The following is a 20,067-nucleotide window of genomic DNA, read 5'->3' as shown; positions in this document are numbered from 1 at the left end:
AACGCCAATCTTATCAACGACTGGCCTGGAACGCCTTCAACCCTTTCAGCGCCTGGGCCCGCACGGCGTTTTTCACCAGCGGCGTCCAGCCCAGCAACAGGCCTTTGGTGCCCAACGCCTGCCGCGACCAGCGCCACAGGTCAAAGTGGTCGTGATGCTCGCAGATCTTGCCGTCACGAAACACAAAGCGCGCCCGGATATCGTTGACTACGGTGTTGCCCGTCGCACTGAACAGGTAGGTCGCCACCCAGTGGGCGCTGCCGGTGATTTCATCGCTGCGCACACTATCGAAGGTCAGGGAAAAGTCCTTGGCCCGGGTGGTCAGCATGCGCCACATGTCGCCGGCATCACGGCCACGCAGTTCACCGAATGCCGGGTCGCTGAACACCACGTCGTCGCTGTAGCAGGCGCTCATGGCCTCGGCATCCAGGCGCTGGAAGGCACTGTAGAACTCGGTGATCAAGGCGTTATGGGCGTCGCTCATGGGCAGGTTCCGCAAAAGAAGTTGGGATGGCCGGTACGATAATCCCCAAGGCCGGGGAACACTACTGGCATCAACGCCAGGAATACCTCATCCCGTCCCTTCAGGGCACCATTCCGCTGCTGCGAGCATAGTGGAACAAATCCACATCGGTGGAGATACACAGCCGGTTCATCGCGGTACTTTTCTGTTTGCTGATGGTGGAGATGCTGCGATTGACCCGCGCGGCAATCTGGCTGACGGTCATGCCGCTGGCCAGCATGCGCACCACTTCGCGTTCCTTGCCCGACAGTTGCGGCGGTTGTGATTGATCGCCCGTGCCGGCCTGCACCAACTGGGTCCGCAGGGACTCGCTGACGAAGGTCTTGCCCTCGCAGACTTCCTTGATGGCCGTGGGCAACTCCTTGGCCGATGCACTCTTGGCGACAATGCCTCGGGCGCCCTCGGCGAACGAGGCACGCAGGGTGGCGATATTGGCGAACATCGTCACCAGGATCACCGGCACCCCGGGGTATTGGCGTTGCAACAAGCCCAACAACACATAGCCGTCAGCCTGCTGCCCGCCCGGCATGGCGAAGTCCGTCACCAGCACATCGCAAGGGGTGCTGCCCAGTACCCGCAGCAACTCATCCGGGCCGTTGGCCTCACCGACCACCTTGCACTTGCCGTTGGCCTCGATCACCACCTTCTGCCCGATCCGAACAATGGGATGATCGTCAGCAATAATTACGCGAAGCATAGAAACCCATGAGTGATGGCAAATTGATTTGCGCAAAATAACCCTGTCCGTCCCGGGCAACAACCGCCCACCTGGGAGCGGTTTTCAATGGCGTCCCGTGTTCTTAAGCGGGTGATTTTTTACTTACAACAAAAAAGGAAACCACCTACAAACTAAGCCCACAGACAGAGGTAATACCCCCTACAGAATCGCTGAAAATGTCATAAATCTGTCAAATAGCGCAGATACACCAGCAGGTCCTGGTCGAACCGCTGCAATGCCCGCCTGTTGCACCGGATCCCGTGCTTGCGCACCTGTTCGATCAACTCCCCCGCACAGCGATCCAGCTCCGTCTCGCCAAAAAACGCCAGGCTTCCCGCCAGGCGATGCAGGCAGTCGACCAATGCATGCGGGTCGACGATGCGGCAAGCCTGTACCAGGCCGGCGTAATCAGCCTCGGCCTCGCGCACCAGGGTGCGCAACATCTGGTTCACCACCTGTTCATCACCAAATGTCCTGATCAGTTCGGCACGAGTCGGCCAGTGCGCCGCGGCGCAGGCTGTGGCAGGCGGGTTCGTACTGGCGCCCGGCGGCTGTGGCAGCCACTGCTCCAGCACCCCGCGCAATTGTTCCAGGGTCAGCGGCTTGAGCAGCCAGGCATCCATGCCGGCCTCAAGGCAGCGGCGCGCATCGTCCGCAGAGAGTTTGGCGGTCAAGGCAATGATCGGCACACGCGGGCGGCTGTGTACGGCCTCTCGCCGCCTGATCTCACGAGCCATGCTATAGCCATCCAGCACCGGCATGCGGCAATCGCTGATCACCAGGTCGAAATGCCGCAGGGCGATGGCGGTCAACGCGGCCTGCCCGTTGCACACCAGTTCGTGATCGACTTCGAATTTTTGCAGGAACCAGCCCATCAAGGCGCGATAGGCCTGATGGTCCTCGACGATCAGCACGCTCAGGTGCTTCCAGTGAACAGGAGGACTGCGCCATGGCACCGTTTGCTGCCTGGGGGCGTCGTCAGCAAACACGCTTGGCATCATGGCCACCTCGATATCGGCGCCGACCTGCCAGGGCCATCAGACGGCCCTGGCATATCGTCTAGTGAGGGTGCGCTTGACGGTGATCCTTAACCCATCCGCCTGGCACCCATTACCGAATCAAGCTATCCACATGAATACCACTCTTGCGATACAAGAACTACGAAAAGACAGTTTTTCCTACAGCTCCGCCCACCTATTCCGACTTGACGCAGGCGAGCTAGAGGGATAGCGGATTGTCGTAATTCTTGTATTTCCCCTCCTCCCCCCCGGCGCTAAATTGCGCCCCACCCCAAGAGGGCAACCCGCCAACTCACCTGGCGGCCAACTATCCGAACTGACCCGACGCCCAACCGCGCCTCTTTCTGCGCTGCGGTGAGCTGCACCCGTCAGTTGATCCAACACCGAGACAATACAACCATGAACAAGCACCTGATCGCCGTCGCCAGCGCCCTGCTGATCACTGGCACCGCCCCCGCCTTCGCCGCCAGCACCGTGGACCTGACAGTCAAGGGCATCATCACCCCGAATGCCTGCACGCCGAGCCTGTCCAGTGGCGGGGTCATCGACCACGGCAAGATGTCGGCCAAGGACTTGAACGCCACCCAGATCACCCTGTTGCCGAAAGTCACGCTGCAAATGACCGTGACCTGCGATGCGCCGGTGATCTTCGCCCTCAAGGCGACCGACAACCGTATTGGCTCCGGCAGCGGCAGCGGCTTCGGGCTGGGCTTTATCAACGGCACGCAAAAGCTGGGTTCCTATAGCTTGACCCTTGGCGCCAACGGTAGCCCGCCCCAGGCCGACGGCGAAACCGTGCAAGCCATCGGGTCTTTCGACAATGGCGTCACCTGGGAGCGTTGGAACAGCTTTGAAACCGGCACCTATCTCTCGGTCGCCACCCTGGCAGACGCCAGCACCCCGCGTGCCACCCAGCAACTGGTCACCCCCGTGGCCTACAGCGGCTACATCAACCGCACCGACGGCCTGGACCTGAGCAACGAAGTCAATATCGACGGCTCGGCCACCATTGAAGTGCTCTACCTGTAACCCACCTTCGCCCCTGACCTGCAACCAAAAGGTGCTGCTCGATGATGAATTCCTCACCCGCTGTCTTTCTCGCCACGTTGCTGCTGGCCCCCACCGTCCTGGCCGCCAGCAGTACCGACTTCGCCGTCACGGGCACCATCACGCCGAATGCCTGTGAACCCATGCTCTCCGGCGGAGGCGTGGTGGATTACGGAAAAATGCCGGCCAAGGAACTCAACACCGACAGCCCGACCTCACTGCAGCCGCAGACCATGCAAATGGAAGTCCTGTGTGAAGCGCCAACGTTCATCGCGCTGAGCACGATCGATAACCGCGCCGGCACTTCGGCAATTAACGACTACTGGCATGGCCTGGGGCTGACGGACAGTGGCGAAAAACTTGGCGCCACCGCATTCGGCCTGCTCAACCCGGTCGCGGACGGCGTCACGGTCAAGACGATCAACTCGACCGATGGCGGGGTGACCTGGCTCCCGTCGATTTACCTGGGCCACTACACCCAGACCTCGGTCGCCACCAACGGCGGTGCGAACACCCCGATTGCGATACGGCAATTCAGTGCCGACCTGCGCGTGTACACGATGGTCGACGGCACCGACCGCCTGACCGTGCTCGACGAAGTGCCGCTGGACGGCCATGCCACCGTGCAACTGAAGTACCTGTAACCCTTTATTCAACCGGCCCCACTCGAAAGGAAACGTGTGCCCCATGAAACTTACGCTCAATGCCCTGGCCACCGCGCTGCTGCTCAGCACCAGCGCCTCTGCCCTGGCGGCGTCCACCGTCGACCTGACTGTCAAAGGGGTGATTACCCCCAACGCCTGCACACCTGGCCTGTCCGGCGGAGGGATGGTGGACTACGGCAAGATCTCCGCCAAAGACCTGAACCTCACGACCCCCAAACAACTGCCACGCACCACCTTGCAACTGACCATCACCTGCGACGGCGGCACCCTGTTTGCCGTCAAGGGCACCGACAACCGCGCCGGGTCCAACTCCACCGGCGGCACCTACGGCCTGGGGTTGATCAACGGTACCCAGAAGCTGGGGGCCTACGACCTGATGCTGAATAACGCAGTCGCAGACTCTGTCGCCGTCACGGTGCTGGAATCCGGGGATAACGGCACGACCTGGGCAGAGTCGGCGGACGCGATCCTGCCACCCAGCGCATTGGCGGCTTTCGGCGATAGAACCTCGGGCACCTGGCTGCCGGTACCGATCCAGCAAGTCGTCAGCGACCTGGTGGTGTATGCGCAGATCGCCCGGGCCGACAGCCTGGACCTGAGCGATGAACACCCGATCGACGGCTCGGCCACGCTGGAAGTGAAGTACCTGTAAACCCGCGGCCTCGTCGTTCGCGGCGAGGCGCCTTACTTGCACCGAACACATTGAAGACCGAATGATGAACAGAACCCTACGCCTGTGCACGGCGCTGTTATTGCTCAACACCGGCTCTAGCGTGTTTGCCAGCACCGCCACCGAGATGACCCTGTCGGGCCTGGTTACCCCCAGCTCCTGCACCATCGCGCTCTCCGGCAGCGGCATCATCGACCACGGCACCATCCCTGCCCATCTCCTCAACCAGGTGGCTCCCACCCCGTTGCCCACCCAATGGCTGGAGGTAGAGATCCACTGCAGCGGCCCCTTGTTGTTTGGCCTGATTGGCCTGGACAGCCGCGAAGATTCGTCCGCCGCACCGGACACTACCTACGGCCTGGGGAGAAACCCCATCGCGCCCGCGGAGCAGTTGGGTTACGTCGACCTGGCGTTCGAAGCGGCGCAAGGAGACGGACAGGCCATGCAGTCACTTGTGTCAAACCCCGAAGGCGGCCTCTGGGCTCCCCAACCGGCCATCCACCCCAAGACACTCATGGGCTTTGCCCGTCCCGGCCGACCGTTTCCGGAACCCATCGTCACCCTGACCACCCGGATCCGCGCACAGACCACCATCCACCCGGCGAACCGTCTGACCCTCAGGCAAGACGTTCCCCTCGATGGCTCACTGGTCCTGGATTTGCGTTACCTCTAAGCCCTGTGATCATTTTAGGAACTGCGTCATGAAGACCTATCCAACCTTGCTGGCCCTGGGCTGGCTGCTGAGCACCCAGGCGTTTGCCGACGGCATGGTGCCCGACACCTCGGTGGTGATCGTCAACGAGGCCGACGGCGAAGCTTCGGTGTCGGTGACCAACACCGACGGCGAACTGGCCCTGCTGCACGTCACCCTGGAAGACATTCCGGAAGACACCGAATCGCTGCTGTTCGTCACCCCGCCCCTGTCCCGGGTCGAGGCCGATAAAAGCCAGCTGGTGCGCTTTATCCTGCGCAACCCCACGCCCCTGAAAACCCAACGCCTGAAGCGGGTGATCTTCGAAGGCATGCCCAAGGACCGTGACGCCGCCCAGGCTGGCCATGCGCGGGTGGGCGTGACCGTGCGCCAGAACCTGCCGGTGATCATTCATCCCAAGGGCCTGGCGCCGAACCGCACACCCTGGACCGGGCTGACCTGGTCGTTGAACGCCGGTCACCTGAACGTCGCCAACCCCACGCCTTACGTGGTGCGCCTGGCCCAGGAGCTGCAATTGCTGCCCGGCAAGCAGAGCCTGGTGCTGCCGCGCACTTATGTGTTGCCCGGCGAAACCCTGCGGCTCAGCACGCCCCACACCGCCACGGCCGTACGCCTGCAACCGGCCACCGTGTACGGCTTTGCCGTCGCCGCCTATGAAGCACCGATAACCGCCGCAAACGCTGAATAACGAAGTGACAGCCCTGTGACTGTCACCGGGAAGCCCGCCAACCGTTGCCGGCTTCCATAACCTGAGTGCCTTTACGTGAACACAGTAACCACTGACCCGGCTGGCGAAGCCGTGCCCGACTGTCCTTTACGCCCCGCCCGGATGCGGGCCGCGCTGCCACTGACCATGGCGTTGCTGTCGGCCGATGCCTGGGGCGACGCCTTCGACGCGCAAACCCTGCACCAGCGCGGTATCGACCCGGAACTGGCCTACCTGTTGCTGGACGCACCGCGCTACACCAGCGGCCGCCACGCCGTGAGCCTGACGGTGAACGGCCAGCGCCGTGGCCGCCTTGATGTTCAGTTCGACAGCCAGGGGGCGCTGTGCTTTGACCGCCCGCTGCTGGACGCCGCCGACCTGGTGATACCCGCGCCGCTGGGCGACAGCACCTGCCATGACTTCCTCGGCGAATACCCGCAAACCGTGGTGGAGCAAGACCCCGCCAGCCTGAGCGTGAGCCTGATGGTGCCCACCGATGCCCTGCGCCCGCGCCAACGTGAGCTGTCCGGTTATGAAACCGGAGGGTTCGCCGGCTTGCTCAACTACGACCTCACCGGTTTGTACAACCGTTATGGCGACGACGCCAGCCGCTTCGGCTCGGCCAATACCGAGCTGGGCTTCAACGCCGGCGACTGGATCGTGCGCAGCCGCCAGGTACAGACCTGGCAAGACTCCCGGTCCCGCAGTACCCACCTGGAAGCCTATGCCCAGCGCACCTTCGCCGAGCAGCAGGCGGTGTTGCAGGCCGGGCAGATCAACCTCTACAACCCGGTGCTGTCGTCCGCGCAGATCACCGGCATGCAGCTGTTTACCGAACAGGCCCTGCAGGACCAGGAACAGGGCTCGACCATCAGCGGCATCGCCAACAGCCCGGCCCAGGTCGAGGTACGCCAGAACGGCGCGCTGATTCACTCCACGGTGGTGCCGGCCGGGCCGTTCTCGCTGACCGACGTGAGGCGCCTGAACACACGCTCGGACGTTGAAGTGACGGTCAAGGAAAGCACCGGCGAAGAGCGGCGCTTCACCGTGCCGGCGGCGATGCTCGGCATCGGCTTGCCAGCGCCGGGTTACTCGTTGGGAGCAGGCCGGGTGCGCAATATCGGCGATACACGGGGCGACGATCCATGGGTAATCAGCGGCGGCTGGAGCGGTGCGTTGAACCCGCGCCTGAGCCTGGGGGCCGGCGCACTTGCCGCCGAAGACTACCGTGCCACGGGTGCCAGCCTCGGCCTGTTGCCGTGGCCAGACGGCCAGGTACAACTGTCGACCCAGATTGCCGATGCTCAACGCCTGGGTGAACGCGGCGTACAGACCGACCTGAGCCTGTCCCAGCGCCTGGGCCGGCAATGGTCGATCACCGCCGGCACCTCCCACCGCACCATGGGCTACCGGGAGCTGGAAGACGCCGCCTACTACGACTCACGGGACGACGAGGGTCGCCTCACCCGCTATCGCGACCAGCAGAGCCTGGCCCTGGGCTGGGCCCATCCATGGCTGGGCGCCTTCAATGCCGGCCTGTCGCGCACCACCACGTTCAACGGCGAAAACAGCAGCCGTGCCCTGGCCTCATGGGGCACCAGCGTGCGCGGCGTGTCGCTGTCGGCCAGTGCCGAGTGGCAGGTCAGCGGCCGGCAGAATAACGAGAACGCGGTGTACCTGAACCTGAGCGTGCCACTGGGTGAGAACCGGCGTGGGCGCTCCTGGGTGCGCAACTCCGGTGGCGAGCATCGCATCGGCCTGGGGGTGAACGAGCAGGTCAACGATCAACTCAGTTACCGGGTCAGTGCCGAGCACGACAGCCGCGACCAACAAGTGGAATCCACCCTCGGCGTGTCCTATCTGCCGCGCTATGCACAACTGGACATGAACTACAGCCGCTCTGACGCCGAGCGCTCCAGCTACCAGGGCGGTGTGCGCGGTGCAGTGGTGGCCCACAGCGGTGGCGTGACCTTCTCGCCTTATCCGGTGCGCGACACCTTTGCGCTGGTGTCTGTCGGCGATATGGCCGGGGTCAAGCTCACCACGCCCAGCGGCCCGGTGTGGACCGACTTCCAGGGCCAGGCCGTGGTACCGCAGGTGTCCGCCTACGGGCGCAGCCCCGTGGAAGTGCAAACCCAGTCGCTGCCGCGCAACGCCGATATCAGCAACGGCCTGGCCGTCATCAGCGCCGGGCGCGGCGCGGTGGATCGCGTGGAGTTCGGCGTGGCGCTGACCCGTCGCGCCTTGCTCACGGTGGCAACCGACCACGGTACGCCACTGCCCCGTGGCGCCACGGTGAGTACCGCCGATGGCGAGTTCGTGACCCTGGTGCAGGAAGGCAGCCAGGTGTTCCTGCCGAACGTGCTGGACCCACGTCCCCTGTGGGTCAAGGCACCGGGCATGAGCCGCTGTGAACTGCAGGTTGAACTCGCGGAAAAAGCCGACCCGCAGGTGTATTTCGAAACCGCCCCGGCCCGCTGTGTGACGCCATGAGGAAGACTGTGATGAAGCGATTGTTACTGCTGGGATTGGCCCTGGGCGCCATCGTCCAGAGCCGGGCGCACGCCGACGAATGCCAACTGACCCTAAGCCAGTCGCGCCTGGATTTCGGCGTGATGAACCGCGCCGTGCAGCGCAACCCCGGCGCAGAAATCCTGCTGGGAGAACGCCGCCTGAGCCTCAACCTGAACTGCCCGACGCCCACCGATATGCACGTGTTCTACCGGGCCCTGGCCGCGACCGCCGAGCGCTACCGCTTTACCGAGCGTGGCAGTTACCGCGTGCACATCAGCGATGCGGTACTCGACGGCCAGGCTGTTGAACTGGGGTTGACCAGCGGGCAAGGCCAGGCGCCCAGTGCCAGGGGCAGGACACTCGACTGGCGGCCCGACCAGGCCATCGTACCGTTGCGCGACGGTGCGCCGACCACCGGCAGCAGCTTCTCGGCGCAATTGCTGGTCAATGCCTGGGCGCAGGCCGACGCCCTGCAAGTGCGCGACGCGGTGACCTGGGAAGCCAGCGGCTTGATCGACGCCGTCGCCAGCGAACGCGCACGGGAGTTGTCGCTGCAAGCCGGCTTCGCTCCGGCGGCCTGCGAGACCACGCTGTCCAACGGCGGCATCATCGACTTTGGCCGTATGTGGTCCAGGAGCCTTAACACCGACAAGGAAACCGGGCTGGTCTCCCGCAGCCTGCTGCTGAGTATCGGCTGCGACGGCCCGACTCATTTCGCCTTGCGCATGCATGACAACCGCAAAGGCTCGGCCACCGGCGGCACCGATGAAACCGCCTACGGCCTGGGCGTCGATGACAGCCGCAATAAGATCGGCCGCTACTTTCTCTACTTCGACCCTTTCGACCTGCGCGCCGACGCCCTGCCCCAGGTGTACCGCACCGACTCCACCACTGGCGGCGTGGCCTGGAGCAGTTCCAGCGCCTACCCCATTCCCATCGGCAGCAGCAGTTTGCTCGGCTTTACCGCTCTACCCGGCAGCAATGCCGGCCCGACCGCGATCCAGAACCTGAGTGGGCAGATCAGCGTGCGCGCCGTCCTGTCCCCCATGAACAGCCTGGACCTGCGTACGGAAGTACTGCTCGACGGTTCGGGCACGATTGAAATCATCTACCTCTGATCAAGGAGTATGGTCATGCACCTACGCCAGCTTTCTCTCGCAACACTTGCCCTGCTGACCCTCAGCAGCGGTGCCACGGCAGCCTCCAGTGTCGAACTCGGCATCACCGGCTTGCTCACTCCCAGTGCCTGTACACCGGCGCTGTCGAGCAACGGGCTGATCGACTACGGCAAGATTTCCCAACAGGAGTTGAACATTGATCGCGGCAAACGCCTGCCGGTGCGCTACCTGAGCGTGACCATCAACTGCGAGGCAGCGACTCGCTACGCCCTGCGCATGAGCGACAACCGCGACGGCACCGCCAACGTCAACAGCGAAATCTACTACGGGCTGGGACTGGACCCAAGCGGCAACAAGATCGGGCTGTACTCCCTGACCTTCGACCCCAAACAGACGGTGATCGACAGCCTGCCTGAGGTTTACGGCACCGAGTCCACCAGCGGCGGGATCGCCTGGCGCACCGCCAACAGCAACCCGATCGACATCGGTTCGCGCAGCTTTCTCGGCTTTACCGACACCGTCGGCAGCACCAGCGGGCCGACGGCCTTCCAGACGCTGAGCAGCCTGGTCAGGGTCGATACGGTGATCGCTGCCAAGAACAATCTCGACCTCAGCAGCGACGTGCATATTGATGGTTCCAGCACCATGGAAGTGCTGTACCTCTAGACCTTTTCGCTGGTCACAGCGACATACCGCGCACGCCCGGCGCCCAACCCCGCGATGATCGCGCCCAGGCCGATCACCGCGAAAATCCAGCCGGTGGCGTTCCAGCCACCGGTCCAGTCATGCACCAGCCCGACCGCGAACGGCCCCATGGACGCCAGGGTGTAGCCGATGCCCTGGGCCATGCTCGACAGGTTGGCGGCTACATGGGAGTCCCGTGAACGCAGCACGATCAAGGTCAGCGCCAGGCTGAAAGTGCCACCCTGGCCCAGGCCCAGCAGAATCGCCCAGCCCCACAAGCCGTCCAACGGTGCATACAGGCAACCGAACAGGCCGCCCAGGGTCAGCACCATCACCACCACGATGGCCAGGCGCTGGTCCTTGCCGCGGGTGGCCAGCCAGGGCGCAGCCAGGGAACTGGCCAGTTGCACAATCACCGAACCGGAAAGCACCAGGCCCGCCTGGGTGGCGCTCAGGCCACGGCCGATCAGGATCGACGGCAGCCAGCCAAACACAATGTACGCCAGGGAGGATTGCAGGCCCATGTACAGGGTCACCTGCCAGGCCAGCGGATCACGCAACAAGCCCTTCACGCGATAGGCCACCTGGTGCGCGCCGTGTTTCTGGCCAACTTGCGGCAACCAGAACAACGCCGCGACCAACGCCGGGAGAATCCAGAACCCCAGGCCGATGTTCCAGCTGTCGCCGAAGTAATGACTCAGCGGCACCGTGGATCCCGCCGCCAGCGCTGCACCCAGGCACAGGGCCATGGTGTACACGCCGGTCATGGTGCCGGCCTGTTTGGCGAAATCGCGCTTGACGATACCGGGCAACAGCACCCCGATGATGCCGATACTCGCACCCGCCAGCAGGCTGCCGGCGAACAGCCCGGCCTCACCGAATGAACTGCGCAGGATGATGCCGCCGGCCAGGGTCAGCAGAATGCCCAGCACCACCCGCTCGGCGCCAAAACGTCGGGCCAGGATCGGAGCCAGTGGCGCGAACAGGCCCAGGCACAAGACGGGCAGCGTCGTCAGCAACCCGGCCTTGGCCGCCGAGAGACCCAGGCTGTGGGAGACCTCAGCGAGCAGCGGCGCCATGCTCGACAACGCCGGGCGCAGGTTCAGCGCCACCAGGATCAGGCCCAACAGCAACAACCACGGACGGCTTACCACCGGCGGGCTGTGCTGGACCTCATCGTCATCGGCTTCGGCGTCGATCAGCAGTTCATCAAGGGCACTTTCTGAACGGGGCATAGTGGTCTCGGGTTCAAGGTTCATTGATCAACTGCCGGGACAGGGCCTTGGCGCGTTCCGGGTCCTGTTGCTCCACGGCATCGAGCAAGGCGCCGTGCAGGTCGAATACCGCTTGCCGACGCGGCTGGATGTTCAGGGTCTGGCGCAGTTGCGCGCCGACGATGCTCGAGAAGTACTGATACAGCTCGCTCAAGGCCGGGTTGTGGGCCGCGTCCACCAGGCGTTTGTGGAACACCAGGTCGCAGCTGATGTAGTGCTCAAGATCACCGTGGTAATGGTCGCCGCTGGCGTTGAGGGCCGCGCGCAAAGCGACCAGGTCTTCATCGGTGCGGCGCAACGCGGCCAAGCCGACTGCCTCGACTTCAAGAATCTGCCGCGTCTCCTGCGCCTGAGCCAGGGTGCAGTGGGACAAGGCTTTCATCGCGCCCAGCGGGTCGGTCATGGAGCGCAAATAGCTGCCGTCGCCCTGGCGGATCTCGATCAACCCGGAGAATGCCAATACGCGCATGGCTTCACGCACGGTGTTGCGGCTGATCCCCAACTCGGCAGACAACTCGGGCTCGGTGGGCAGGCGTTCGCCGATGGCCCATACGCCTTGGGTGATGCGCTGGCGCAACTGTTCGAGGGCTTGATCGACGAGGGAGCGTTTGATCAGGGGGGCGATGTCTGTCATGGGTTTCGTCCTTTCATCCAATCATAGGATGAATTTTCCCACAGCCTATTCGGAGTTGCCTACAAAGGCAACGCACTAGGGTTCTTGGGCAGGCAAAGGAGCAGTATTTTCGATTGGTAAAATTACCCTCAGAGGGTAATTATTGGACTCAGGTGTCTTATGGAAAAGTACACACCTCATTACGATCTGGCGGTGATAAAGGCGGATGTCAGGCGGCTTGGCGCCAAGGCTTTCACACGTGCGGCAAAGAAAACCGCAGAGGCGCTCGACCTTGATCTCTCGGAAATGCAGGCCGTTATTTTCGAACTGCAAAACAGGATGTTGTACAAGTCGATGACCACCTATGTGGATCATCGGATCTGGCATGACGTCTATCACATCCATTCACACGGTCTGGAGATTTACATCAAGGTGACTTACTGCTCCGGCAGCAACCCTCCGGTGATCTCCTTCAAAGGGATGAACCTATGAACACCCAACATTGCTTCATCTGCGGAGCCCCCGACGCCATGACGCGTTTTGAAGGCCGCAGCGAAACCATGCGTATAAAAGGCATGGAGCGGCGCATTGATGATCTTTCGGGCTGGGAATGTCAGGTGTGCGAGGACGGCATGTATGACCCCGATAGCTGCGAGCGTCATGCCAATGCCGGTGATGATCTGCTCCACGCCGCCCGAGGGATAATGGGCGCCGAACTGAAGCGAATCCGTCGCAAGCTGCACCTCACGCAAAAAGAAACCGTGGGCTTGCTCTCCGGTGGCGGCCACAACGCATTCTCACGTTACGAACGCGGTGAAATAACGCCACCCAAACCATTGATGGTACTGATGCGACTGCTGGATCGTTACCCCCACTTGCTCATCGATGCCAAAGAACTGGCCGAAGGCGCAGACCTGCGCAACGCCTTCACCTACACCATCAACGACAAGACGCAAGAAGCCCTAAACGCCTCCTAGACAGGCAAAAATAAACCCGGCACCAGGCCGGGTTTATTGTTTCAAGCATCACTCATCGATCAATGCAAAATCTGGCTCAAGAACAACTTGGTCCGATCATTCTGCGGGTTGTCGAAGAAGTCATTCGGCGCCGCCTGCTCAACGATCTCGCCCTTGTCCATGAAGATCACGCGGTTGGCCACGGTGCGCGCAAAGCCCATTTCGTGGGTCACGCAGAGCATGGTCATGCCGTCTTCCGCCAGGCCGATCATGGTGTCCAGTACCTCTTTCACCATTTCCGGATCGAGCGCCGAGGTCGGCTCATCGAACAGCATGATTTTCGGCTTCATGCACAGCGCACGGGCAATCGCCACGCGCTGTTGCTGGCCGCCGGACAACTGCCCCGGAAACTTGTGGGCCTGCTCCGGAATACGCACGCGCTCAAGGTAGTGCATGGCAATTTCTTCAGCCTTGCGCTTGGGCATCTTGCGTACCCACATCGGGGCCAGCGTGCAGTTCTGCAGGATGGTCAGGTGCGGGAACAGGTTGAAGTGCTGGAACACCATGCCGACTTCGCGGCGGATCGCTTCGATCTGCTTGAGGTCGTTGGTCAGTTCCACGCCATCGACCACGATGCGGCCCTGCTGGTGCTCTTCCAGGCGGTTGAGGCAGCGGATGGTGGTGGACTTGCCGGAACCCGACGGGCCGCACAGCACGATACGTTCGCCCTGCTTGACGTTCAGGTTGATGTCTTTCAACACGTGGAACTGGCCGTACCACTTGTTGACGCCCTGCATCTGAATAATGCCTTCAGGGCTCACAGGCTGTTTGATCGCTTCACTCATCACAAAACTCCTAACGCTTGTGGCCTGTGTCCAGCTTGTGTTCCAAATGAATGGAATAGCGGGACATACCAAAACAGAAAATCCAGAACACCAGGGCGGCGAACACGTAGCCTTCAGTGGCCATGCCCAACCATTTCGGGTCGGCGGCGGCTTGCTTGACGCTGTTGAGCAGGTCGAACAGGCCGATAATGATCACCAGGCTAGTGTCCTTGAACAACGCGATAAACGTGTTGACGATGCCCGGGATCACCATCTTCAGTGCCTGGGGCAAAATCACCAGGCCCATGCTGCGCCAGTAACCCAGGCCCATCGCGGCCGCAGCCTCGTATTGGCCCTTGGGAATCGCCTGCAAGCCACCGCGTACCACTTCGGCCACATAGGCCGACTGGAACAGGATCACGCCGATCAAGGCCCGCAGCAATTTGTCGATGCCCATGCCTTCTGGCAGGAACAGCGGCAACATTACCGACGACATGAACAGCACCGTGATCAACGGCACGCCGCGCCAGAACTCGATGAAGGTCACGCAGACCACACGAATCGCCGGCATGTTCGAACGCCGACCCAACGCCAGCACGATGCCCAGCGGCAAGGCCCCGGCAATGCCGACGGTGGCGATCACCAGGGTCAGCATCAAGCCGCCCCACTGGCTGGTGGCCACGTTGGTCATGCCGAAGATCCCGCCGTGCAGCAGGAAGTAGGCAACGATCGGGTACACCACCAAAAAGCTCAGGCCGTAGACCGCCTTGCGCGTGAAGCGCGAGATGAACAACGGCGCCACACCCACGATGGCCAGCCACACGGTCAGGTCGACACGCCAGCGCAGGTCGCCGGGGTAGTAGCCGTACATGAACTGCCCGAAGCGCTGTTGGATAAACACCCAGCAGGCGCCCTCCTTGGTGCAGTCGGCGCGGGTGGTACCGACCCAGTTTGCATCGAGGATCGCCCAGTGCAGGATCGGCGGCACGACCAGGTAGATCAGGTAGAACGCCAGCAATGTCAGCAGGGTGTTGAGCCAGCTGGAAAACAGGTTGGCGCGCATCCATGCCATCGGCCCGAACACTTTGTTCGGTGGCGGCATATCAGGTTTGAAAGTATGCGTACTCATGCAGGTTTCCTCACCGCTCGATCAGCGCAATGCGCTTGTTGTACCAGTTCATCAGCAGGGAAATGCTGATGCTGATCGCCAGGTACACGCTCATGGTGATGGCAATAACCTCGATGGCCTGGCCGGTCTGGTTGAGCACCGTGCCGGCAAACAGCGAAACCATTTCCGGGTAACCGATACCGGCCGCCAGTGACGAGTTTTTCGCCAGGTTCAGGTATTGGCTGGTCAGCGGCGGAATGATCACGCGCAGGGCTTGCGGGATGATCACCTTGCGCAGGGTCGGACCGTTGCGCAGCCCGAGGGAACGCGCCGCTTCGGTCTGGCCGTGGCTGACGGACTTGATGCCTGAACGCACGATCTCGGCGATAAACGCCGCGGTATACACGGTCAGGGCCAGGGTCAGCGCCAGCAACTCGGGAATCAGTACCCAGCCGCCGACGAAGTTGAAGCCTTGCAGCTTGGGCATTTCCCAGTGCAGCGGCGCGCCGAACACCAAAGCGCACAGCGCAGGGATCACCACCAACAGCGCCAGGCCGGCCCAGAACTTGTGGAACGGAACACCGGTGGCTTCAAAGCGTTTATTTGCCCAACGGGCCATCAGCACAATGGCGATGATTGCCACCACGACGCTGATCACAAACGGCCAGAAACCCTCCGCCATCAACGCGGCGGGCATGTTCAGGCCACGGCTGCTGACAAAGAACGTGTCGCCGAAGTTGTGGCTGTTGCGCGGCCCCGGCATCGTCAGGAATACCGCGAAGTACCAGAACAGGATTTGCAGCAGCGGCGGAATGTTGCGGAACACTTCCACATACACCGTGGCCAGCTTGTTGATCATCCAGTTGGGCGACAAGCGCGCCACACCGATGATGAACCCGAGGATGGTCGCCAGGACCACACCGATCACCGTCACCAGCAGGGTGTTGAGCAGACCGATCACAAAGACCCGGGCATAGCTGTCCGATTCGGTGTAGTCGATCAGGTGCTGAGCGATGCCGAAGCCGGCACTGCGCTCAAGAAAGTCGAAACCCGAGGTAATGCCCCGGTGTTGAAGGTTGGTTTGCGTGTTGTTGAACAGGTACCAGCCCAACGAGACCACCGCCACAATCGTGATGATCTGGAATAGCCACGCACGCACTTTTGGATCACTGAAGCTGAGCTTCTGTTTTGGTGCGCCGATTTGATTTTGCATTAAGTGCCCCAGAAATAATGGAACAGAACATCACCCGGCGGTTGGCCCACCGGGTGATAGAACCATCAGCGATCAGCGCACAGGTGGTGCGTATTGAATGCCACCGTTGGTCCACAGAGCGTTCAGGCCACGATCGATTTCCAGAGGCGTGCTCTTGCCGAGGTTTTTCTCGAACACTTCGCCGTAGTTACCGACCTGCTTGACGATCTGTACGACCCAGTCCTTCTTCACTTTCAGGTCTTTGCCGTATTCGCCGTCAGCACCCAGCAGACGGGCAACGTCCGGGTTCTTGGTGGACTTGGCTTCAGCTTCGACGTTTTTGGAGGTGATACCGGCTTCTTCAGCGTTGAGCATGGCGTAGCCAACCCAGCGCACGATGGCCAGCCACTCGTCGTCGCCGTTACGCACGACAGGGCCCAGTGGTTCTTTGGAAATGGTTTCCGGCAGTACCACGTAGTCTTTCGGCGAAGCCAGCTTGCTGCGCTGTGCGTAGAGCTGGGACTTGTCGGAGGTCAGTACGTCGCAACGACCGGATTCCAGCGACTTGGCGCTTTCATCGGAGGTGTCGAACGTGATCGGGGTGTACTTCAGGTTGTTGGCGCGGAAGTAGTCGGAAACGTTCAGCTCAGTGGTGGTACCGGCCTGGATGCAGATGGTTGCACCGTCCAGTTCCTTGGCACTTTTCACGCCCAGCTTGTTGTTCACCAGGAAACCAACACCGTCGTAGTAGGTGATGAAGCCCGGGAATTTCAGGCCCATGCCGGCATCGCGGGAGCTGGTCATGGTGGTGTTGCGCGACAGGATGTCGACTTCGCCAGACTGAAGCGCGGTGAAACGCTCCTTGGCATTCAACTGGCTGAATTTGACCTTGGTTGCGTCGCCGAATACGGCAGCGGCAACAGCACGGCACACGTCAGCGTCGATCCCGAGGATCTTGCCGCTGGCGTCCGGCACCGAGAAGCCCGGCAGACCGTCGCTCACGCCACACTGCACGAAGCCTTTCTTCTGCACGGCATCCAGAGTGGCGCCAGCCTGGGCGAAACCACTGACACCCAGTACGGTAGCCGCGGTCACGATGGCCAGGGTGGATTTCAATACCTTCATTCAAACCTCCAGTTTTGCTCTTGTTGTGTCGGAGCTCGAACCCCACCGCACCCTTATGAGGCGACATCGACCCGTGTTGGCTTTTTTTGGGGTCAAACAGCATGAGGTTTTTGCTTTAAGTCCAGTTGCTATCCCACAGGCGCCAGTCACTGATAGTGTTACCGCCTGGGGTGAGCCTTGACATCGGGTTTCACATAGCAAGCCCCGTACCAGACTGATGGCTGAGTCGTTTCAGCCCATGGTCAAGAGCAAAAGATTCAACCTTGCGACATTCTCTTAACAGATCAACCCGTCGCGCACCGTTCCGACGCACTCAATCGGAGCGCACGCACATATATGGAGCAGACATGACCGAACCCTTGATTCTTCAGCCCGCCAAGCCCGCAGACGCCTGCGTAATCTGGTTGCATGGCCTGGGTGCCGATCGCTACGACTTCCTGCCCGTGGCCGAAGCCCTGCAGGAAAAACTCCTGTCGACGCGCTTTGTCCTGCCCCAGGCGCCGACACGCCCGGTGACCATCAATGGCGGCTACGAGATGCCGAGCTGGTACGACATCAAGGCCATGAGCCCGGCGCGTTCCATCAGTGTTGAAGAGCTGGAAGCCTCGGCAAAAATGGTTACCGACCTGATCAAGGAACAAAAAAGCAGCGGGATAGACGCCTCGCGGATTTTCCTCGCCGGTTTTTCCCAGGGTGGCGCCGTGGTGTTCCACACCGCGTTCCTGAAATGGCAGGGCGCCTTGGGTGGCGTGATCGCCCTTTCCACCTACGCGCCCACTTTCGGTGACGAACTCGAATTGTCGGCGAGCCAGCAACGGATTCCGGCGCTGTGCCTGCACGGCCAATACGACGACGTGGTGCAGAACGCCATGGGTCGCAGCGCCTATGAGCATTTGAAGTCGCGCGGTGTCACCGTTGCATGGCAGGAATACCCAATGGGCCACGAAGTGTTACCCCAGGAGATACACGATATCGGTGACTGGTTGGCCGCCCGCCTGGGCTGAAAACCACCCATTGTGTAGCCGCATGACCAACGCACTACGCCGCGCCCGATTCTTGCATTACACTGGCCGGCGTACATTCCTTAACCAATTGATGAGATGACCGTGCTCAAAGCACTCAAGAAGATGTTCGGTAAAAGCGAGGCTGAGCAGCTCGCGCCAGGTTCCAGTGCCCCCGCCCACGTTCAAGGCAGCCGCAATGACGGCCAGCAGCCTGGCCGGACCGCACCTGTAGCCTCGCCAAAAAAAGAGCCGGTGACCACACCCGCCACGGTTAACGTCGCTGAAGAGCCAGCCGCCGACCAACCACGCCAGGAGCCACGCCAGGAAAAGCCGCGCCGTGAACGCGCGCCCAAACCTGTGGTTATTCCCTGGAAACTGGAAGACTTCGCCGTCGAACCCCAGGAAGGCAAAACCCGCTTTCATGATTTCAAGCTCGCCCCGGAACTGATGCACGCCATCCAGGACCTGGGTTTCCCGTACTGCACGCCGATCCAGGCGCAAGTGCTGGGCTTCACCCTCGCCGGCAAAGACGCCATCGGTCGCGCCCAGACCGGTACCGGCAAGACCGCTGCGTTCCTGATCTCGATCATTACGCAGTTGTTGCAGACCCCACCGCCAAAAGAGCGCTACATGGGTGAACCCCGCGCACTGATCATCGCCCCGACCCGGGAGCTGGTGGTACAGATCGCCAAGGACGCCGCCGACCTGACCAAGTACACCGGCCTCAACGTGATGACGTTTGTTGGCGGGATGGACTTCGACAAGCAGCTCAAGCATCTGGAAGCGCGCCACTGCGACATCCTGGTGGCCACCCCGGGGCGCTTGCTGGACTTCAACCAGCGCGGCGACGTGCACCTGGACATGGTCGAAGTGATGGTGCTGGACGAAGCCGACCGCATGCTCGACATGGGCTTCATCCCGCAAGTGCGTCAGATCATTCGCCAGACCCCGCCGAAAAACGAGCGCCAGACCCTGCTGTTCTCCGCGACCTTCACCGAAGACGTGATGAACCTCGCCAAGCAGTGGACCACCGACCCGTCCATCGTCGAGATCGAGGCACTCAACGTCGCCAGCGAGAACGTCGAACAGCATATCTATGCCGTGGCCGGTGCCGACAAATACAAGCTGCTCTACAACCTGGTCAACGACAACGGTTGGGAGCGGGTCATGGTGTTTGCCAACCGCAAGGACGAAGTGCGCCGCATCGAAGAACGCCTGGTGCGTGATGGCGTGAATGCCGCGCAACTGTCCGGCGACGTGCCGCAGCACAAGCGCATCAAGACCCTGGAAGGTTTCCGCGAAGGCAAGATTCGCGTGCTGGTGGCCACCGACGTGGCCGGGCGCGGGATTCATATCGATGGCATCAGCCACGTGATCAACTTCACCCTGCCGGAAGTGCCGGACGACTACGTGCACCGGATTGGCCGTACCGGCCGTGCCGGTGCTGCGGGCGTGTCCATCAGCTTTGCCGGTGAAGACGACTCGTACCAGTTGCCGTCGATCGAAACCTTGCTGGGCCGCAAGATCAGTTGCGAAACGCCGCCGACGCATCTGTTGCGTCCGGTGGAGCGCAAGCGCCCTTAAGCTGGAAAGCC

At 61.8% G+C, this 20,067-nt stretch carries 21 protein-coding genes; 12 read left to right on the top strand and 9 right to left on the bottom strand.

Translation table 11 applies throughout. The features are described from left to right. Window positions 1-13: 13 nt before the first annotated feature. The 3 genes from ACW9I6_RS08550 to ACW9I6_RS08540 form a co-directional block, all read right to left on the bottom strand. A complete protein-coding gene (locus ACW9I6_RS08550; RefSeq protein WP_008435632.1) occupies window positions 14-484 on the bottom strand; it encodes a nuclear transport factor 2 family protein in 471 nt (156 codons plus the stop codon). Window positions 485-584: 100 nt separating this feature from the next. Next, window positions 585-1,220, bottom strand: coding sequence for a response regulator transcription factor (locus tag ACW9I6_RS08545; protein WP_003216351.1), 636 nt, complete (start codon window positions 1,218-1,220; stop codon window positions 585-587). A gap of 200 nt (window positions 1,221-1,420) precedes the next feature. Beyond that, a complete protein-coding gene (locus ACW9I6_RS08540) occupies window positions 1,421-2,155 on the bottom strand; it encodes a response regulator (protein ID WP_008435633.1) in 735 nt (244 codons plus the stop codon). Window positions 2,156-2,659: 504 nt separating this feature from the next. Here ACW9I6_RS08540 and ACW9I6_RS08535 point away from each other — a divergent pair. From ACW9I6_RS08535 to ACW9I6_RS08500, 8 genes are all read left to right on the top strand, one after another. Then, window positions 2,660-3,289 (top strand): DUF1120 domain-containing protein, encoded by a 630-nt coding sequence (locus ACW9I6_RS08535; RefSeq protein ID WP_087692818.1) that lies wholly within the window; start codon window positions 2,660-2,662, stop codon window positions 3,287-3,289. Window positions 3,290-3,333: 44 nt separating this feature from the next. Beyond that, window positions 3,334-3,951 carry a DUF1120 domain-containing protein gene (locus tag ACW9I6_RS08530; protein WP_166742204.1) on the top strand — a complete coding sequence of 206 codons (618 nt, stop codon included), beginning with the start codon at window positions 3,334-3,336 and terminating at the stop codon, window positions 3,949-3,951. A gap of 43 nt (window positions 3,952-3,994) precedes the next feature. Beyond that, window positions 3,995-4,624 carry a DUF1120 domain-containing protein gene (locus ACW9I6_RS08525; RefSeq protein ID WP_457339184.1) on the top strand — a complete coding sequence of 210 codons (630 nt, stop codon included), beginning with the start codon at window positions 3,995-3,997 and terminating at the stop codon, window positions 4,622-4,624. A 64-nt stretch (window positions 4,625-4,688) separates the two neighbouring features. Beyond that, window positions 4,689-5,315, top strand: coding sequence for a DUF1120 domain-containing protein (locus tag ACW9I6_RS08520; protein ID WP_250884758.1), 627 nt, complete (start codon window positions 4,689-4,691; stop codon window positions 5,313-5,315). A gap of 28 nt (window positions 5,316-5,343) precedes the next feature. Continuing rightward, the gene (locus ACW9I6_RS08515; protein WP_457339183.1) at window positions 5,344-6,042 is read left to right on the top strand and encodes a fimbria/pilus chaperone family protein; all 699 of its coding nucleotides are present in this window, start codon (window positions 5,344-5,346) and stop codon (window positions 6,040-6,042) included. A 141-nt stretch (window positions 6,043-6,183) separates the two neighbouring features. After that, the gene (locus ACW9I6_RS08510; protein ID WP_457339186.1) at window positions 6,184-8,553 is read left to right on the top strand and encodes a fimbria/pilus outer membrane usher protein; all 2,370 of its coding nucleotides are present in this window, start codon (window positions 6,184-6,186) and stop codon (window positions 8,551-8,553) included. Between the two features lie 11 nt (window positions 8,554-8,564). Beyond that, on the top strand, window positions 8,565-9,692 hold the full coding sequence (locus ACW9I6_RS08505; protein ID WP_457339182.1) for a DUF1120 domain-containing protein: 1,128 nt from the start codon (window positions 8,565-8,567) through the stop codon (window positions 9,690-9,692). A 15-nt stretch (window positions 9,693-9,707) separates the two neighbouring features. Next, window positions 9,708-10,358: a DUF1120 domain-containing protein gene (locus ACW9I6_RS08500; protein WP_457339181.1), complete on the top strand. Its 651-nt coding sequence runs from the start codon at window positions 9,708-9,710 to the stop codon at window positions 10,356-10,358. Here ACW9I6_RS08500 and ACW9I6_RS08495 read toward each other — a convergent pair. Then, entirely contained in the window at window positions 10,355-11,635 is a 1,281-nt protein-coding gene (locus tag ACW9I6_RS08495; protein WP_457339180.1) for a CynX/NimT family MFS transporter, read from the bottom strand. The two genes, ACW9I6_RS08500 and ACW9I6_RS08495, sit on opposite strands and share 4 nt — an antisense overlap. Then, complete coding sequence (locus ACW9I6_RS08490; RefSeq protein WP_003216331.1) at window positions 11,625-12,284, bottom strand: FadR/GntR family transcriptional regulator; 660 nt, start codon at window positions 12,282-12,284, stop codon at window positions 11,625-11,627. Before ACW9I6_RS08490 ends, ACW9I6_RS08495 begins: the two co-directional genes overlap by 11 nt. Window positions 12,285-12,443: 159 nt before the next feature. Here ACW9I6_RS08490 and ACW9I6_RS08485 point away from each other — a divergent pair, with 159 nt between their 5' ends. Together ACW9I6_RS08485 and ACW9I6_RS08480 are read left to right on the top strand one after the other, a co-directional pair. Beyond that, the gene (locus ACW9I6_RS08485; protein WP_008435648.1) at window positions 12,444-12,755 is read left to right on the top strand and encodes a type II toxin-antitoxin system MqsR family toxin; all 312 of its coding nucleotides are present in this window, start codon (window positions 12,444-12,446) and stop codon (window positions 12,753-12,755) included. Further along, complete coding sequence (locus tag ACW9I6_RS08480; RefSeq protein WP_008435650.1) at window positions 12,752-13,240, top strand: type II toxin-antitoxin system MqsA family antitoxin; 489 nt, start codon at window positions 12,752-12,754, stop codon at window positions 13,238-13,240. The genes ACW9I6_RS08485 and ACW9I6_RS08480 overlap by 4 nt, the downstream gene beginning before the upstream one ends. A gap of 59 nt (window positions 13,241-13,299) precedes the next feature. On the opposite strand, the gene ACW9I6_RS08475 is transcribed toward ACW9I6_RS08480, so the two are convergent. From ACW9I6_RS08475 to ACW9I6_RS08460, 4 genes are all read right to left on the bottom strand, one after another. Then, complete coding sequence (locus ACW9I6_RS08475) at window positions 13,300-14,064, bottom strand: amino acid ABC transporter ATP-binding protein (protein ID WP_003171943.1); 765 nt, start codon at window positions 14,062-14,064, stop codon at window positions 13,300-13,302. A 10-nt stretch (window positions 14,065-14,074) separates the two neighbouring features. After that, on the bottom strand, window positions 14,075-15,172 hold the full coding sequence (locus tag ACW9I6_RS08470) for an amino acid ABC transporter permease (RefSeq protein ID WP_003216325.1): 1,098 nt from the start codon (window positions 15,170-15,172) through the stop codon (window positions 14,075-14,077). 10 nt (window positions 15,173-15,182) lie between these two features. Beyond that, window positions 15,183-16,364 (bottom strand): amino acid ABC transporter permease, encoded by a 1,182-nt coding sequence (locus ACW9I6_RS08465; protein WP_003216323.1) that lies wholly within the window; start codon window positions 16,362-16,364, stop codon window positions 15,183-15,185. 72 nt (window positions 16,365-16,436) lie between these two features. Beyond that, complete coding sequence (locus ACW9I6_RS08460; protein WP_003216321.1) at window positions 16,437-17,468, bottom strand: amino acid ABC transporter substrate-binding protein; 1,032 nt, start codon at window positions 17,466-17,468, stop codon at window positions 16,437-16,439. Window positions 17,469-17,815: 347 nt separating this feature from the next. Here ACW9I6_RS08460 and ACW9I6_RS08455 point away from each other — a divergent pair, with 347 nt between their 5' ends. After that, the gene (locus tag ACW9I6_RS08455; protein WP_003216319.1) at window positions 17,816-18,472 is read left to right on the top strand and encodes an alpha/beta hydrolase; all 657 of its coding nucleotides are present in this window, start codon (window positions 17,816-17,818) and stop codon (window positions 18,470-18,472) included. Between the two features lie 96 nt (window positions 18,473-18,568). Then, a complete protein-coding gene (gene rhlB / locus ACW9I6_RS08450) occupies window positions 18,569-20,056 on the top strand; it encodes an ATP-dependent RNA helicase RhlB (protein ID WP_032899430.1) in 1,488 nt (495 codons plus the stop codon). Window positions 20,057-20,067: the final 11 nt, after the last annotated feature.

The sequence above is a fragment of the Pseudomonas sp. SDO5522_S412 genome, from assembly GCF_054071215.1.
The sequence above is the reverse complement of the archived record's forward strand: the minus strand, read 5'-3'. Positions and strand labels throughout refer to the sequence as shown.